We start from the raw sequence: 16490 nt of genomic DNA, 5'->3' as shown, positions 1-16490 counted from the left end.
TAGTTCCCCCGCCATCCAGCCAAGCACCTGTGGGCAAAAGGCCGCAGAGGACAAAGTCCTGTTGCGGCAGGGGACACTGCGGGTTGAGCCTGCCGGGATTGGGGTCCCGGCAGGCTCAACCACCTGTTTGTCAGCGGATGTTTGTCAGCGGACCGAGTTGCCCAGTTCGCGCAGCGGGGTCTTGCTGGTTTCGCGGGCCCAGAAGGCGCCGGCGACGGCCAGCAGGGAGGACGCGGCCACGATCCAGGCGGCGGGGCCCCAGTTTGCCTTGTCCGCGCCGACGAGTGCAGTGCCGAGCAGCGGGGTGAAGCCGGCGCACAGGATGCCGACCTGCAGGCCGATGGCCATGCCGGAATAGCGGACCTTCACGTTGAACAGCTCCGAGAACCAGGCCGGGTAGATGGCGTTGGACATGGCGTAGGTGCCGGCCGTGATCAGGGTGCTGGTCAGGAAGATCATGGGCACGTTGCCGGTGGAGATCACGGAGAAGTACACGAAGATCATGGCACCTGAACCGAGGACGCCGGTGATGAAGACCGGGCGGCGGCCGTACTTGTCGGAGAACCAGGCCATCAGCGGCTGGGTTGCCATGGCCAGAACGTTGCCGGTGATGCTGACCCACAGCATGGTGGAGGCGGGAACGCCGACGGATACTGCGTAGGCCAGGCCAAAGGACTGCATAAAGGTGTTGGTGACGGTCTCGAAGGACATCAGGGCCACCTGGAAGAACTGGGCCGGATGCGTCTTGAACATCTTGGCGAAGGGGAGCTTCACCAGCTCGCCGTGATCATGCTTCTCCTCGAACACCTCGGGTTCCTCGAGCGAGCGGCGGACCAGGTACGCGACGATCAGCACGATCAACGAGAGCCAGAACGGGATGCGCCAGCCCCAGGCGAGGCGGTCGGCTTCACTCATGGCGGCCACGGGCAGGAACGCCAGGGAGGCCAGAACGATGCCGGCGGAGATGCCGCTCATCGCAAAGCTGGCGAAGAAGCCGCGGCGGCCTTCCGGGGCCTCCTCGGTGGACAGTGCCGAGGCGCCGGCCGTTTCGGCTCCTGCGGAGAGGCCCTGCATGAGGCGCAGCAGCACCAGCAGGGCAGGGGCCCAGTAGCCGGCGGTGTTGAAGTCTGGCAGCACGCCGATGAGGAACGTGGCCGAACCCATCAGCACCAGCGTCAGCACCAGGGTGTTCTTGCGGCCGATCTTGTCGCCCAGGTGGCCGAAGACCACCGCTCCGAAGGGGCGTGCAACGTAGGCCACACCGAAGGTGGCGAAGGAAGCGATCAGGGCGACGGTGGGGTCGCCTGCCGGAAAGAAGATCTTGGAAAAGACCAGCGACGCAGCGGTGGCGTAAATGAAGAAGTCGTAGTACTCAAGGGCGCCGCCGAGGAACGCGGCGAGGGCTGCTTTCTTGGCCCGCTTGAGCTGGCGCTGATCGGCTCCGATGCTGGCGCCTGTAGCTGTGTTTGTCATGGTGCTGGCCCTTCCGCGCTGAAAGACGGTTATCGTGTGGTGAGTTGTGCGCATTCCGAACAGCTGTGCGGTATGCGATTATAGAAAGAGTAGCGCAGAGGTGAGGTGCCTCACAACACCCCGGCTGAGTCTCCCAAGCGAAAGGTGCCCCCATGGAAAACCATCCACCGGCCAACCGGCTGTTCCTCATCGGCTCGGAAGCCTCGGCCGCCATGTCGCCCGGGCTCTGGGGCCCGGTCCTGGAACAGCTTGGAAGCAGCTGGACCTACGAGGCATGGGACGTCCCGGCCGGACAGGACATGTCCGGCGTCCGCGCCGCGATGCTGGGGGCCGACGTCGTGGCCGCAAACGTGACGATGCCCCACAAGCAGTGGGCGGCGGGCACAGCTGACACCGTCACCGAACAAGTGCGGATCAGCGGAGCCGCCAACCTGCTGGTCCGGCACGGCCGGCGGCTGGGTGCCCACAACACGGACATCACCGCCGTCGCCGAACTTTTGGACGGCCGGCACCAGCGCCACGCCCTGATGCTTGGGGCGGGCGGCGCCGCGCGCGCAGCACTGGTCGCCCTGGCGGGACTGGCGGACCGGGTCACGGTGACGGACAAGGATCCTCGTGCCTCGCAGCAGTTGCTGGAACTCGCCACCAGCCTGGGCATGAAGGCCGGTGCGGTGACGTGGGACGAGGCGCGGGATTCAGCGGCGGGCGCGTCCTTGATCGTCAATGCGACGCCCCTCGGCAAGAGCTCAGCCGACGAACCGGCCTGGGGATCGGCGGAGCTTTCACCGGACGCCTTTGTCTATGACTTCGTCTACGCCGGCCATACGACGGCCACCATCGCCGCCGCGAGGGCGCAGGGCCTGCCCTGCGCGGACGGCTGGGACCACCTGCGGGCGCAGGCGGAGGCCATGATCCCCGTCCTTGGGCTGAAGCCGGAGACCGGCGCCCTCCTGGGCCGGACACTGACTGTCATCCGGACGGAGAACTGACAGGAGCTGAAACCGGACTGCCCGGCGGATTCCGCCCTGCTTTATCCGGATATGATCGGAATTAGCCTGCGGCCGCGCGCCTGCAGATGCCGAGATCGAGCTTCAGGGAGGGCAAGCGATTCCATGGCGGAGCAACCCGAGTACTTCGTGAAGTCGGTGGAAAAGGCGTTTGACGTGCTGCGTTCCTTCGCCCCGGACGAGCCGCGCCTGACTGTCTCCCAGGTCGCCGCAAAGTCGGACATGACCAGGGCCTCCGCCCGGAGGTTCCTGCTGACGCTGACTGACCTGGGCTACCTTCGTGCCGACGGTCCGTACTTCGAACTGACGCCCCGTTCGCTGGACATCGGACAGTCCTTCCTGGCGAACCTTGCGCTCCCGAGAATCGCGGAGCGGCACCTCAAGTCGCTGGCCGCGGAGCTTAATGAAACGACATCTCTGTGCATCCTCGACGGCACGGACGTCGTCTATGTCGCCTGCGTTCCGTCACCCCGGCTCCTGAGTGTCTCCATCAGCGTGGGCACACGGTTTCCCGCCTGGGCAACCTCCATGGGCCGCGTCCTGCTGGGTGCCTTGTCCGACGCCGAGCTGAAGGCTTACTTCGACTCCGTCCAGCTCCAGCGGTTCACCGAACGCTCGATCGGAAGCCTCGACCAGCTCCAGGCCGAAGTGGACCAGGCCCGGACCAAGGGATGGTCCATGGTCTCGCAGGAACTGGAGGAAGGCCTCCGCGGCGTGGCCGTTCCGGTCTGGCGGGGCCACGAGGTGGTTGCCGCGGTCAATGTGTCCCTCCAGACGCACCGGGCGCCGGCGGAGGCCATCGAAAAAACGGTGGTCCCGCTGCTGCAGGACGCCGCGAGGCAGATTGGCCACGACTACGGCGGCCGCGCAGCCGCACCGCTCACTTCTGCACACCGGGGATGACATGATCACGCGCCACGGCGCGAACACGGACCCGTCAACGGTCTGACAACGGTCAGATCGCCGCGCGGCCGCCGGGCCGGGCAGCAATCCGTTTTGGTTCCTTCCGGTCGCGGCGGGCGTAGATGCGGGACCGCTCGCTGGACAGGGCGAGGATCAGCAGGATATCCAGGGTGAGTCCGGGGAGGTTGGTCTGCAGTGTGATTCCGGGACCTCCGTTGACAACGTCAATAACCTGCAATCCGATCGCTGCGGTGCTGACGGCCATGGTGAGCGTGCGCGCCCGGTTCCGTCCCAGGAAGACGTACCAGGCCATGAGCAGTTCCGCGAGGGCAAAGATGACCACCACGGCCAGCCCAAGGTAAAGCGCCAGCTGCGCCTGGTCCATGGTCAGGCCGGTCCCGGAGCCTCCGGCTCCGCCGCCGGGTTGCAGGAGCGGCTCCAGGTGGGCGGCGGGAAACAGCATGATGGATAGAGCCAGTGCTGCCGCGGCCAGCGCACGGCCGGCCACGAGGACCGCTCCGATGACGGTGGGGGCGGGGCGCCTGTTCCGGCTGTCGCTCGGGAGGCGTGGCACGGCATGTCCGGTCACCGCCGTCGCGCGCAGGTCAACGACCGGGAGGTCGCCGTCGGTGGCAATTTCATCGCCGCCGCCGTTGCGGCTGTGGTAGCCGGTGGAGAAGTCCCGGATCACCCGGACGCTGGCCGCCGGCTCGGCGTCCGAAATGGACGCGACGATATGGTCCCGCTCATCATCAGTGTGTTCGTCGATCTTGTGAGTGACCTGCAGGGTGAACAGCGAGAAGCCGACGCTGCGGTCATAGGTGCCGGCGGCCAGCCAGTCCGCCGCCACGCCGCCGGGGAGCAGCCAGCCGGGCGGACACCGCCAGAAGCGGACGTGGTGGCGCTTGCCGGGGTTGCCGTCCACCTCCTGCTGGTACGCGAAGTCCTGTTGCCGGCCGAACAGGAAGAGCGGGCTGACCGGGGCCTCGAGGTAGCTCCGGCGCAGCACGGTGGAGGTGACGATCCTCCAGCTGCTGGCCAGCGTCACGTCGTCGGCGATGGTCCAGCCGGCCCGGCGCATCACCTGGTGGAGCTGGGCTTCGGAGCCGAGCAGGGCAACATTCACCGGATCGCCGAGCAGCCCGTCGCTGGTGCGGGCGCGTCCGATGAAGTAATCGGGCACATAGAGGCGGGTCAGGATCGAGTGCAGCCTGGGCAGCACGAGGTAGGCGAGCATGGCCCAGAAGACGAACGTAAACCAGATCTGGCCCCAGCCCCACTGGAAGCTGAGCTCAAGGAGAAGATAGGTCAACCAGACGGCCGCGGCACCACCGACCAGGAAGAAGATCCGGTCCCAGGCGGTATCGAGTGCTGTGCGGGAAACGCCCGCGGCAGGCACGTTCACCGTAGCCCTGGTCATGCGCAAAATAATACTGGAGCCGGTGGCTGGTTCCGTGGGCGCAGCGGCCCGGGCTGAGATGCATGGTGTTTCCCCCTGTGAAGCGTGACGGTCAGTCCAGCGGAAGCGTGACCGTGATGCACGTGCCCTTTCCGGGCGCGGTGTCTATGGTTGCGGTGCCGCCGGCTTCATGCACCGCGATGGACATCAGAAGCAGACCGAAACCCCGCGGCCGGCTGCCGCATCGTTCTGTGCGGTCGAAGCCGCTGCCGTTGTCGGCCACAGTCAGCCGGATGCCGTGATGCACCGCCGCGAGCCGGACGGTCAGTTCGGTGGCGCCGGCGTATTTGAAGGCGTTACTCAGCGCCTCCTGGGCGGCGTGGTAAAGCAGCCCGGCACTGCCGGCCGGTATTTCGATGCCGTGGTGCGGCGTCTCCCACCGCACGGTGGTCCCCTGTTCCCTGAGCGGGGCAGCGAGCCGGTCGATGCAGCCGGCGAGCCCCAGGCTGTGGAAATCCACCGGGGCCTGGTCGGTAATGACGCCGTGGATTGCGGCGACCTCGTTGACCGCTGGAGCCTTTTTCATGGCCAGTCCTGCTTCCTTGCAGCCTGTGATGCTTCCTTCTCACGGGTGCTGGGTTCCCGCCTGGATGTATGACTCAAGGGTGGTCCGGCGTAATCATGAATGACGCGACTTTGACGCAATTTTGGCTCAAGTTCCCGGGGATTCCCGGGGCCGACTCAAGAGATGCGCAAGATTTAATTCTGCGGCAATGACCTGTGTCCCTCCCTGTGTAGGCTCATCACCAACCCCATAAGTCCAGATAGTGGAAATACCCATCCGTGGGGCTTCCGCCGACGAATATGAGGGTGACTAACCGAAGGACTATGGGGGCATAGATGGAAGAACGCGGTATTGCCGTTGTTGTAGAGGATGACGACGACGTCAGGAATTCCCTGAGGGAAGTGCTGTTGCAATCAGGGTTCTCCGTTTACGCGACGTCCTCCGGGCTCGAAGGGGTTGAGGCTGTCCGGCGGTACAACCCCGTGGTGGTCACCATGGACCTGGGGCTTCCGGACTTCGACGGACTTGAGGCCTCCCGCCGTATCCGCACGTTCAGCGACGCCTACCTGGTCATCGTGACGGGACGGGTGGACGAGGCCGACGCCATCATGGGTTTCGAAGCAGGGGCGGATGACTTTCTGACCAAGCCCTTCCGTCCCCGCGAGCTTCGGGCCAGGATCGCAGCGATGCTTCGCCGCCCCAGGCAGGCTGCCGGGACCTCGGCCGGACCTGGCGGTGACCTGGGGCCAGCCGCCAAGGCGCCGGCGGCAGCGACGCCTCCGGCCGGCATGGCGTCGGCCGGACTCCGGCAGGGCGCCCATGACGAGTCCGATCCCGCCGATTTCGAGCACAACGGGCTCACGTTGAACGAGGGAACCAGGACCGCGGAATTCGGGGGACTGCGGGTTGAACTGACCCGGACGCAGTTCGACCTCCTCCTGGTGCTCCTGGAGAACGGACGGCTGGTCCAGACCAAGGCCGACCTGGTCCGCCGCCTGCGGAACGAACCGTACGACACCGGTTCCTATGTCAGTACCGCCGAAGAGCGCGCCGTCGAGGTCCACATGGGGAACCTGCGGAAGCGGCTGGGCGACGACTCGCGCTCGCCGCGGTGGGTGGAAACCGTCAGGGGGATCGGCTACCGGCTCGCGCCGCAACTGGCTGCCGGCTGACCCCGTCCGCCTGGCAGCGGTCCCGGACTGTAGTCCCGGACTATGGCCGGGGACTCCTGGACATGGGATTCTTAAGCTTGGCGGAGGGAAGCACCGTGACTCCCAAGCAACTGGTTCTGGTAGTGGTTGCCACCGTGGGCGTCCTGGCCCTGGTGCTGATCTCGATCGACTGGGCGCCGGCGGCCCTGCAGGATCCCGCCCGGACGCTGGGAGTGCTCAACGCCCAGGGAGTCATCCGCTGGGGCGAGAACCCGGACAGGGCACCCTTCTCCGTCGTTGAACTCTCCATGTTCGTCGCCGTGGGGCTGGCTTTTGTCCTGGCCGGTGTGGCCGCGTGGCAGACCCGGCCCAACCGGAACCCCGGGCTGCTGCTGGTGGTCGCCGGGCTGCTGTGGCTGGCCGCCGGAGTGCGCCGCTCCAGCGACCCGGTCCTGTTCACCGCCGGTGTGGCGCTGACCCTCATGTACCAGCCGCCGCTGCTCCAGCTCGCCCTGAGCTTCCCCTCGGGCGTCCTGCGCTCGCGGGCGGAACGGGCGGCCGTCGTGTTCTTCTTTGCCGCCTGGGCGGCCATCGCGGTGGCGAGCTGGGCATTTTTCGATCCGCGGCTGCACATCGCGGCGGGGGAGTCCACCTCCCGCAACCTGTTCCTGCTGTGGGACAGCCCGCAGCTGACCAGCGCCATCGGGGACGCTGCCCGCATTGTCCAGGTAGGCATCGGCGTGGCGATAGTGGCCGTGCTGGTGTCCCGCTGGCGCTCCGGTTCGCCGGCGTACCGGGCCGCGTTCCTGCCGCTGTGGCTGGCAGTGATCATCAAGACCGCCTCCACCGTCTGGGTGTCCCTCGCCGTGGTGCAGCTGACCGGTTCCCTCTCCAACGAGGCACTGCTCTGGCAGTACCCGGCGACGGCGATCGTCCCGCTCGCCGTCCTGCTGGGGCTGTGGCGCTACCGGTTCGCCCGCGGCGCACTCAGCGAGCTGATGGTGGAGATCGGGATGGCGCCGGTCAGCGACCGGCTCATCCGCGCCCTGCGCAGGTCCGTCCGGGACCCCACCCTCAGCCTCTGGCGGTGGTCGCCCGCGCTGTCCGGGTTCGTGGACGACGACGGCGTGCCCCGCGCGGTGCCAGAGGACGGATCCGGACGGGCGGCCATGGTGCTGGAGCGCAACGGCACGCCTGTCGGGGCGCTGGTTTTCGACGAAGCCCTCCGGGACCAGCCCCAGCTGATGGCCGCCGTGCGGAGCGCCACTTCCCTGGCCCTGGACAACCAGAACATGGAGCAGCAGCTGCGGGACCAGCTGGTGGAAGTCCGCCGCTCCCGGGAACGCATTGTCACGGCCGGGGACGCCCGGCGTCGTGAGCTCGAGCGGGACCTCCACGACGGCGCCCAGCAGCGTCTTGTTGCGGTGTCCATGGACCTTGCCAGGGCGAGGCGGGCTGCAAGCCCGGCGGAGATGAAGGAACTGGTGGATCAGGCCAGCGACGAACTCGCCCTCGCACTCGCGGAGCTTCGTGAGCTGGCCAGGGGCGTCTACCCGCCGTCGCTGCGGGAAAGGGGGCTGGGCGGCTCCCTCAGGGCGCTCGCCGAGCGCTCTGCGCTGCCCATCGAGCTGGACATCCACCTCCCGCAGCGGCCGCCGCCGCAGGTGGAACTCGCGGCGTATTTCATCTGCGCCGAGGCGGTGACCAATGCCGCCAAGCACGCCCGCGCCTCGAACCTGCAGATCGGCGTCCAGGGCACCGACGCCGGACTCAGGCTCCACGTGACGGACGACGGGATCGGCGGGGCAACCCCCGGTTCCGACGGCGGGCTGGTGGGGCTGGCCGACCGGGCGGCAGCGCTGGGCGGCTCCCTGACGGTCACCAGCCCGGATGGCCGCGGAACAACGGTGGCGGCAACCTTGCCGTTCTCGGCCGACCCTACGGAGGACATGCCATGACACTGCGCGTCGCCATCGCGGACGACTCGGCGCTGCTCCGCCGCGGCCTGGCCGCGCTGCTCACATCCGAGGGGCTGGAGGTGGTCTGCGAGGCTGCGGACGCCCAGGAACTGCTGGGCTGCGTGGCAGCCCGGCAGCCGGATGTTGCCGTGGTGGACATCCGCATGCCGCCCAGCTTCACCACCGAAGGCATCCAGGCCGCCACGGCGATCCGGCGCGACCAGCCCGGAACGGGGGTCCTCCTGCTGTCCCAATACGTGGAGACGGACAACGCCATGCAGCTCCTGGGAAACGGTGCGAAAGGCCTGGGCTACCTCCTGAAGGAGCGGGTCTCGGACATCGACGACTTCATCGACGCGCTGCACCGGGTGGCGGCTGGCGGGACCGCCGTCGATCCTGAACTGGTGGCACGGATGGTGGCCAGGCCGCATAACGGCCACCAGCGGGAGGATGAGCTCAGCAGCCGGGAACGCGACGTCCTGGAGCTGATGGCGCAGGGCCGCACCAACCAGGCGATCGGGAAGACCCTCTTCCTGGGGGAGCGGACGGTGGAGGCGCACATCCGGAGCATTTTCCTGAAGCTGGGGCTGCGGCCCGAACCCGAGGACCACCGCCGGGTCCTCGCCGTGCTCACCTACCTGCGCCAGCACTAGCAAACCGGCGGCCGTCCTGAGGGGACAGCCGCCGGTTGCTGGTCAGCCGGGACGCTGACGCGGCCGGGCGTTGAGCTAGTTGGACATGGACGTGGTGCCGCTGCTCTTCCAGCCCGTGAACGGCGACCAGACGCCGCCGGCCCCCTCCTGGTGGCGGACCTTCTGGTACACCTCCTCGTTGCCGATCTCGGTGTTGGTCAGGGTGCGGACGTTGTGGATGGTGACAATTCCGCTGTAGTAGCCGAGGGAACGGCTAAAGCTGGAGTTGCCGAGATGGTCGTCGCCGTTGGGCCAGTCGTCGCTCTCCCAGCGCTGCTGCTCGATGTAGACGGACCGGTTGTTGTAGCAGCGCACCTGGATCTGGTAGTCCACCAGCTTGGTGCCCGAGGAGTTGAAGCCTGCAAAGACGGGCTTCAGCGGGGTCACGGTGCAGGCGTAATTGGTGGTGGCGGCCTGGGCGGGCGCGGCCAGGGCGACGCCGCCCGCAGCAAGCCCCAGCGTCATTGCCGAGACGAGTGCGACTTTGGCGCGGGACGGGCGGGACTTCGTTGTTCCGGCGGTCATGGACATTTTTTGCTCCTGTTGCGGTGATGGTGGTTTCGGCCAGGAATCCTTTCCTGATGCCGTGATTCCATGGTGCGGCGGGGGCACTGTCCCTGACTTCCGTGCTAGCACTGTTTGTACGGCACTGTTTGTACGGCACTGTTTGTACGGCACTGTTTGTACGGCACTGTTTGTACGGCACTGTTTGTACGGCACTGTTTGTCCGGCCGGAAGAATTATCAGCTTGCTTATTATTTCCGGGGTTCCTAGTGTTAAACCCGTAAAGCAACCGGCACAAGGAGGACATATGTCAGCGCACAACATTGCAGGCAAAAAGGTAGCGTTCCTGCTGACCGACGGCGTGGAGCAGGTGGAGCTGACCAGCCCCTGGAACGCCGTGAAGGAAGCCGGCGGCGAGCCCACGCTGGTGGCGCCCAAGGCCGGAAAGCTGCAGGGCTACGACGGCACTGAAAAAGGCGAGACCTTCGACGTCGACATCACGGTGGCCGAGGCCAACGCCGCCGATTTCCATGCGCTGGTGATCCCCGGCGGAGTGGTCAACGCGGACCACCTACGCGTGGACAAGGACGCACAGGCCTTCGCCCGCAGCTTCTTTGAGCAGCACAAGCCGGTGGCCTCCATCTGCCACGGGCCCTGGCTGCTGATCGACGCCGATGTGGTCAGCGGCCGCAAGCTGACCTCGTACCACACGCTCCAGACCGACCTGAAGAACGCCGGAGCCAACTGGAGCGATGAGGAGGTTGTGGTGGACCAGGGCTTCGTGACCAGCAGGCACCCCGGCGACCTCAAGGCCTTCAACGACAAACTGCTCGAAGAGATCGAAGAAGGCGAGCACGCCGGCCAGACCGCCTGACCGGCACAACGCACTACGCCCGAAGGCGCAAAAGAGGAGGGGTCCGACGGCGGCAATTGCCGCCGCCGGACCCCTCCTCTGTGTCCAGGTGCCCTGCGTCCAAGTCCGGTTTAGTCGCTGGAGCTGGGCTCCGTGGTGAGTCCGCGGTCGTCCGCGGTTTCGCTGTTCTGTTCCTCGGCCGGTCCCGGAGGTTGGTGCCGCCTGCCCCTGCGGGGCCTCTGTCGGCGGGGCCGGATGCGGCGTGGCGGCCGGAGGGCCGGCCCTCCGGCTTTTCCCTGGGCACCGGACTCGTTTCGTCCTCGACGCCGTCGCTCACGATGTCTTCGGGCTCGTTGTGTTCCGTGCTCATGGACTGCTCCTGATCTCGAGGTAGGGTTCCACGCTACAGCCGGGGTGCCGGTGCGCCTAGGCGCCGGCTCGCGGCGTGTCCTTATGCCAGGGCGCCCCATTGCCGCAGTTCGCGGGTTTCGCCGTACGGGACGTCGCGGCTAACGGCCACAGTGTAGGTGGAGAAGCCGGTCTGCGTGACCAGCACGCCGTGGCGGCGTTCCTGCATGGCGTGCCGGAGGGCGATGTCCACGGCGCTGTTGAGGTCGTTTTCGATCGTTGCGGGGTCGTGGGCGATGATTTCCAGCAGGATGTCGGAATGGTGCTTGATCATGGGGTGCTCTCTTTTCGCGATGACGGATGGTGGGCGTCTGAGGGTGGATTTTGTGAGGGCTGTTTCCGGGACGGAAATTAGGTAGGGCAAAAGAAGTGCCGGTAGAGGCTGGGGATGATTCGAGGGGGCCCGGCATTCTGTGATGGGGCGGGGGCCGGTGCGAAGCATCCGGCAGAGGGACCGGGAACGGTGTGCCGTTCCTGCGGATCCACCCTTAGTGTGGCGGACCGCCGGCCCCCAAGGCAATCATTTCGGTGGAATTTTCTGTGTGCCCTGCGTCACACGCTTGTCGGCAGCGCACGCGCCGTTGACCGCCTAGGGCGCCGAGCGTATGCTGACGCTCACCTTCCGGGGCCCTCGCTCGGCGGGGGCCCGGGTCTCCTTCTAGAACGCATGCGGCCGCCGGGTGCCGAGGCTGTTTCCGGCGGGCGCCAGGGGGCACAATTCCATGTCTGAAATCACCATCAACGGCATCACCATTGATCCGATCACACAAAACCGGGCCCTTCGGGACGCCGGGCTGGTTGCCGAGGACGCCTCGGAGTCGGACCACATCCTCATCCAGACCGCGGAGCCGCTGACAGCGGAACAACGTGCGGAACTTGCCGGCATCGACGTCGAGATGCAGGAGTACGTCTCGGACAACACCTACCTGGCGGCGTTCCCGCCGGCAGACCTGGACAGGGTGCGTGCCCTGCCCTTCGTGAGCTGGGCGGACGTGTACTCCCGTGTCTTCAAGATCCCGCCGCCGCTGCTGCCGCGCGGCGCGGACACAGGCAACGTGCGCTCGCTGGCGGACCACGAACCGCATCCGGACCGCCGGCTGGAAAGGGTGGACCTGCTCCTGCACCCGGGCATCGAGGCCGGCCCGGAGCTGATCGCCCGGGTGGCCGTGGCCGCGCGGGTGGAGCCCGATGCCGTGGCGGTGACCCCGGGCAAGCTTCGCATCACCACCTCGGTGGGCCAGCTCCCGGAACTGGCCGCAATCGATGAGATCCGCGAGATCCATCCGGTGCGCGAGCGCCAGCTCTTCAACAACGTGGCGCGGGAGATCCTGAACGCCAACGTGCAGCTCAACGGGACAACATACCGCGGCGACGGCGAAGTGGTGGCCATAGCGGACACCGGATTCGACACCGGCGACGCCGGCAACCCGCACCCGGCATTCACCGGACGGGTCCAGACGCTCTACGCGCTGGGCCGCACGGCGCCGGACAAGGCAGACGACCCGCACGGCCACGGGACGCACGTGGCCGGCTCCGTGCTGGGCCGGGGAAACTCGGCCACCATGGGCGGAGCGATTGAGGGCACCGCGCCGGAGGCCCTGCTGATCCTGCAGAGCCTCCTCGACTCCAACGGCGGCCTGGGCGGCATTCCGGTCAACCTCAACGACCTCTTCCAAAAGACGTACGACGACGGCGCCCGCGTCCACACGAACTCCTGGGGCGTGCCCGGACTCAACCTTCCGTACGACGCGAGCTCCCGGGAGATCGACGAATTCGTGTGGAACCACCCGGACCAGGTGATCTGCTTTGCGGCGGGGAATGACGGCGTGGACGGCAACAGCGACGGCACGGTGGACTCGAATTCCATCGGATCCCAGTCCGCGGCGAAGAACTGCATCACCGTGGGTGCCAGCGAAAGCCTCCGCAAGGAATTCGCCCCGACCTACGGCACCTACTGGCCCGGCGACTTCCCCTCGAATCCCGTCAAGAAGGACAAGCAGGCCAACAACCCGGACGGGATGGTGGCCTTCTCCAGCCGCGGGCCCACCAAGGAAGGCCGCATCAAGCCCGACGTCGTGGCGCCGGGAACCAGCATCCTGTCCACGCTCTCGCGGAATGCCCCGATGGGCAACACCTTCGGCACCTCCACGGACCCGCTGTTCTTCTTTGACTCCGGCACCTCCATGGCAACGCCGCTGGTGGCCGGCTGCGCCGCGGTGCTGCGCGAGACCCTGGTCAAGAACGGACTCAACGCGCCAAGTGCGGCGCTGGTCAAAGCCCTCCTGGTCAACGGCGCGGACGTCCTGCCGGGGCAGTACAACCCCACCGAGGCCGGGGAATCGCCGAACGGCAACTCCGGCTGGGGCCGGGTCAACCTGGCCCGCTCCGTGGTCCTTCCCGGGCAGCCCGGCAACGCCGGACTGGGCGAAGGCGGACCGCTGGAGCAGGGGCAGGAGGACACCTTCACCATCGATATCCCCGAGGAAATCCCCAAGGTTGCCGCCAAGGGGAGGCGGAACCGGGGTCCGGCCGCGGAACCGGCCCTGACCGCAGCCGGGGTGACGCTGAAGATCACCCTCGTGTGGTCCGATCCGCCCGGCGCCCAGCTGCAGAACGACCTCGACCTCATTGTGCTGGCGGCGGACGGCAGCGAGCGGCACGGAAACTCAGGAACCACGGCCGGCTTCGACCGCCGGAACAATGTGGAACAGGTCCTCTGGACGGGCATGCCGTCGGGCCAGGCCAGGATCGTGGTCCGGGCCTTCCGGATCACGCAGTTCCCGCAGCCCTACGCCTACGTGTGGCGGCTGTCTTAACGTGCCGGGCCTCCGCGTGCCGGACTCCCACGTCCAGGGGCAGCTGCCCGGGCAAATGTCGATGGCGCATGCCGCCCAGCTGCCGGTGGAACAGGTCCTTGACCAGCTGGGGTCCGGCAGCACCGGGCTGGACAGCGGGGAAGCCGCCAAACGGCTGGCCGAGCTCGGCCCCAACGCCGTGCGGACGCATCAGGCCAGCGGGTGGTCCGTGCTGGGCCGGCAGCTGGGCAGCCCCATCCTGATACTCCTCGCCATCACGGCCGGGCTGTCGCTCTTCCTGGGGGATGCCACGAACTCCATCGTGATCGGCGTGATCCTGCTGGTCAGCGTGGGTCTTGGCTTTACCAACGAGTTCCGGGCCGAACGGGCCGCCGAGGCGCTGCACTCCCGCGTCACCCACCTGGCCGCGGTTCTCCGGGACGGGACCCTGGACGAAGTCGGCGTTACCGCCCTGGTGCCCGGCGACGTCGTGCATCTGGCCATCGGCGCGATCGTCCCGGCGGACATCAGGCTGCTGACGGCGAAGGACCTGCTCTGCGATGAAAGCATCCTGACCGGTGAATCGTTGCCGGTCAGCAAAGACCCCGCGCCGGTCCGCGGTACCGCTGCGCTCGCGGACCTGACGTCCTGCCTGTTCATGGGCACGGTGGTCCAATCGGGGAGCTGCACCGGCGTGGTGGTGGCAACGGGAGGGCGTGCCGAGTTTGGCCGGATCGCCCTGGGACTCGGGGAGCGGCAGCCACAGACCGAGTTCCAGCTCGGCCTCAAGCGCTTCTCCTTCCTGCTCCTGCAGGTGGCCATCGTCCTCACCACGCTGATCTTCATCGCCAACCTCCTGTTGCAGCGGCCGGTCATTGAATCCCTGCTGTTCTCGCTGGCCATCGCCGTCGGAATCACGCCGCAGCTGTTGCCGGCGGTGGTGAGCACCAGCCTGGCCACGGGCACCCGCCAGCTGGCCAAGCGCAAAGTGCTGGTCAAGCGGCTGGTGTGCATCGAGGACCTCGGGGACATGGACGTGCTGGTCACCGACAAGACCGGCACCCTCACCGAAGGCAGGATCAGCTTCACTGCAGCGTTGCCCGCCAAGGACGGAGTGTCCCCGGCCGCTTTGTTTACGCTGGGGCTTCTCGCCACGGAGGCGGAGTACGCGGAAGCGAAGGTCTCCACGGTGGGACTGAACCCGCTGGACGCGGCGCTCTGGGCCTCCGCCGACGCGGCCGGGTTCCAGCCGGACCGCTACGAACGGCTCGACGTCATTGATTTCGACCACCTGCGGCGCCGGACCAGCGTGCTGGTCAGCGAGGAAGGCGGAGCGGCCCGGCTGGTCACCAAGGGCTCGCCGGAAGATGTCCTGGCGCTCTGCGTGGACACCCCGGCCGGTGTGCAGGCGATGCTGGATGAACAGTTCAACGCGGGATCCCGCGTGGTGGCCGTCGCCAGCCGGCCGGCCGAAGGAATGACGGCGATTCAAGCCTCCGACGAGAAGGACCTGGTCCTGGAAGGGCTGCTGGTCTTCCTGGACCGGCCCAAGGCCAACGCCCGCGCTTCACTGGACCAGCTCGAGACGCTCGGCATCACGGTCAAGATCGCCACCGGGGACAACGCCAAGGTCGCCGAGAAGGTCTGTGACGAGCTCGGCGTGCTCTCCGGCGGGACGCTCACCGGTGCCGAGGTGGAAGCCCTCTCCGATGCCGAACTGGCCGCGGCGGCCCGCGAGGCGAGCATCTTCGCCCGCGTCTCGCCCGAGCAAAAGGCACGGATCATCCGCCTGCTGCGCCAAAGCGGCGGGTCGGTCGGGTTCATGGGCGACGGCGTCAATGACGCACTGGCCTTGCACGCGGCGGACATCGGGATCTCCGTGGACAGCGCCACCGATGTGGCAAAGGACGCCGCCGACGTCGTGCTGCTGGACAAGGACCTGGGCGTCCTGGCGGAGGGGGTGATGGAAGGGCGGCGGATCTTCGCCAACACCATCAAGTACGTGCTGATGGGAACCTCGAGCAACTTCGGCAACATGTTCAGTGCCGCCACGGCGTCCGTCGTCCTTAGCTTCCTGCCGATGCTGCCCGGGCAGATCCTGCTGAACAACCTGCTCTACGACACCGGCCAGCTCGCCATCCCGGGGGACCGAGTGGACAAGGAACAGCTGCTGGCCCCATCGCACTGGAACATCGGCTTCATCCGGCGTTTTATGTTCCTTTTCGGACCCATCAGTTCCCTCTTCGACTTCGCCACCTTCGCCCTGATGCTGTTCGCGTTCCACGCGGTGCCGGGGGAATTCCGGGCCGGCTGGTTCATCGAGTCGATCGCCACGCAAACGCTCATCATCTTTGCCATCCGCACCCGGCGGGTTCCCTTCCTTCGGAGCCGGCCTTCAGCGGGCCTGCTGGGCGCATCCCTGGGGGTGGTGGCGCTGGGCGTTTTCCTTCCGCTGTCCCCGCTGGCCGGTGTTCTGGGGTTCGATCCGCTGCCCACGCCCTTCTTCCTGGCGCTGCTGGGGATGACGGTGGTGTATCTGGTGATGGTTGAATTCGCCAAGCGATGGTTCTTTGCCCGCACAGCCCAACAGCCTCCGGTCCGGCCGGCCGTCATCCCGCGCAGGCAGCCAACGCACCACATTTCGCGCCGCGCAGCCCGCTTCAGCACCCCGGTTGCGCGCCCGCTGCGCGGACAGTTGGTCCGCGGCGGCCGGAAGCGGAAAACCAGGAGCGTCCGCGCCCGCTGACCTGGCGCCTGGCCCGGCGGGAAAGCATGGATTCAG

The 16490-nt window shown here is 67.2% G+C and carries 13 protein-coding genes; 8 read left to right on the top strand and 5 right to left on the bottom strand.

Annotation, left to right across the window (positions count from 1 at the left end):
* Positions 1–144 precede the first annotated feature (144 nt).
* Complete coding sequence (locus TV39_RS17615; RefSeq protein ID WP_043484139.1) at positions 145–1473, bottom strand: MFS transporter; 1329 nt, start codon at positions 1471–1473, stop codon at positions 145–147.
* Between the two features lie 152 nt (positions 1474–1625).
* Here TV39_RS17615 and TV39_RS17610 point away from each other — a divergent pair, with 152 nt between their 5' ends.
* Entirely contained in the window at positions 1626–2462 is an 837-nt protein-coding gene (locus TV39_RS17610; protein WP_043484136.1) for a shikimate dehydrogenase family protein, read from the top strand.
* Positions 2463–2585: 123 nt separating this feature from the next.
* On the top strand, positions 2586–3383 hold the full coding sequence (locus TV39_RS17605) for an IclR family transcriptional regulator domain-containing protein (protein WP_043484133.1): 798 nt from the start codon (positions 2586–2588) through the stop codon (positions 3381–3383).
* Between the two features lie 52 nt (positions 3384–3435).
* Here the strand turns inward: TV39_RS17605 and TV39_RS17600 are convergent, their stop codons facing one another.
* Positions 3436–4803 (bottom strand): LssY C-terminal domain-containing protein, encoded by a 1368-nt coding sequence (locus TV39_RS17600; protein ID WP_043484130.1) that lies wholly within the window; start codon positions 4801–4803, stop codon positions 3436–3438.
* 91 nt (positions 4804–4894) lie between these two features.
* Complete coding sequence (locus tag TV39_RS17595) at positions 4895–5368, bottom strand: sensor histidine kinase (protein WP_043484127.1); 474 nt, start codon at positions 5366–5368, stop codon at positions 4895–4897.
* Positions 5369–5682: 314 nt separating this feature from the next.
* On the opposite strand from TV39_RS17595, the gene TV39_RS17590 reads away from it, so the two are divergent.
* From TV39_RS17590 to TV39_RS17580, 3 genes are all read left to right on the top strand, one after another.
* Complete coding sequence (locus tag TV39_RS17590; RefSeq protein WP_043484124.1) at positions 5683–6519, top strand: response regulator transcription factor; 837 nt, start codon at positions 5683–5685, stop codon at positions 6517–6519.
* A 95-nt stretch (positions 6520–6614) separates the two neighbouring features.
* The gene (locus TV39_RS17585; RefSeq protein WP_235347434.1) at positions 6615–8456 is read left to right on the top strand and encodes a sensor histidine kinase; all 1842 of its coding nucleotides are present in this window, start codon (positions 6615–6617) and stop codon (positions 8454–8456) included.
* Positions 8453–9109, top strand: coding sequence for a response regulator transcription factor (locus tag TV39_RS17580; RefSeq protein ID WP_043484121.1), 657 nt, complete (start codon positions 8453–8455; stop codon positions 9107–9109). Before TV39_RS17585 ends, TV39_RS17580 begins: the two co-directional genes overlap by 4 nt.
* A 75-nt stretch (positions 9110–9184) precedes the next feature.
* Here the strand turns inward: TV39_RS17580 and TV39_RS17575 are convergent, their stop codons facing one another.
* Positions 9185–9679: a hypothetical protein gene (locus tag TV39_RS17575; RefSeq protein WP_043484118.1), complete on the bottom strand. Its 495-nt coding sequence runs from the start codon at positions 9677–9679 to the stop codon at positions 9185–9187.
* Between the two features lie 280 nt (positions 9680–9959).
* On the opposite strand from TV39_RS17575, the gene TV39_RS17570 reads away from it, so the two are divergent.
* On the top strand, positions 9960–10526 hold the full coding sequence (locus TV39_RS17570) for a type 1 glutamine amidotransferase domain-containing protein (protein WP_043484115.1): 567 nt from the start codon (positions 9960–9962) through the stop codon (positions 10524–10526).
* A 430-nt stretch (positions 10527–10956) separates the two neighbouring features.
* Here TV39_RS17570 and TV39_RS17565 read toward each other — a convergent pair whose 3' ends face one another.
* The gene (locus tag TV39_RS17565; RefSeq protein ID WP_043484112.1) at positions 10957–11187 is read right to left on the bottom strand and encodes a hypothetical protein; all 231 of its coding nucleotides are present in this window, start codon (positions 11185–11187) and stop codon (positions 10957–10959) included.
* A 448-nt stretch (positions 11188–11635) separates the two neighbouring features.
* On the opposite strand from TV39_RS17565, the gene TV39_RS17560 reads away from it, so the two are divergent.
* Together TV39_RS17560 and mgtA are read left to right on the top strand one after the other, a co-directional pair.
* On the top strand, positions 11636–13729 hold the full coding sequence (locus TV39_RS17560) for a S8 family serine peptidase (RefSeq protein ID WP_043484110.1): 2094 nt from the start codon (positions 11636–11638) through the stop codon (positions 13727–13729).
* A 16-nt stretch (positions 13730–13745) separates the two neighbouring features.
* On the top strand, positions 13746–16454 hold the full coding sequence (gene mgtA, locus TV39_RS17555) for a magnesium-translocating P-type ATPase (protein WP_235347433.1): 2709 nt from the start codon (positions 13746–13748) through the stop codon (positions 16452–16454).
* The last annotated feature ends 36 nt before the right edge of the window (positions 16455–16490 follow it).

Source organism: Arthrobacter sp. SPG23 (genome assembly GCF_000876655.1).
GTDB lineage: Bacteria > Actinomycetota > Actinomycetes > Actinomycetales > Micrococcaceae > Arthrobacter.
The sequence above is the reverse complement of the archived record's forward strand: the minus strand, read 5'-3'. Positions and strand labels throughout refer to the sequence as shown.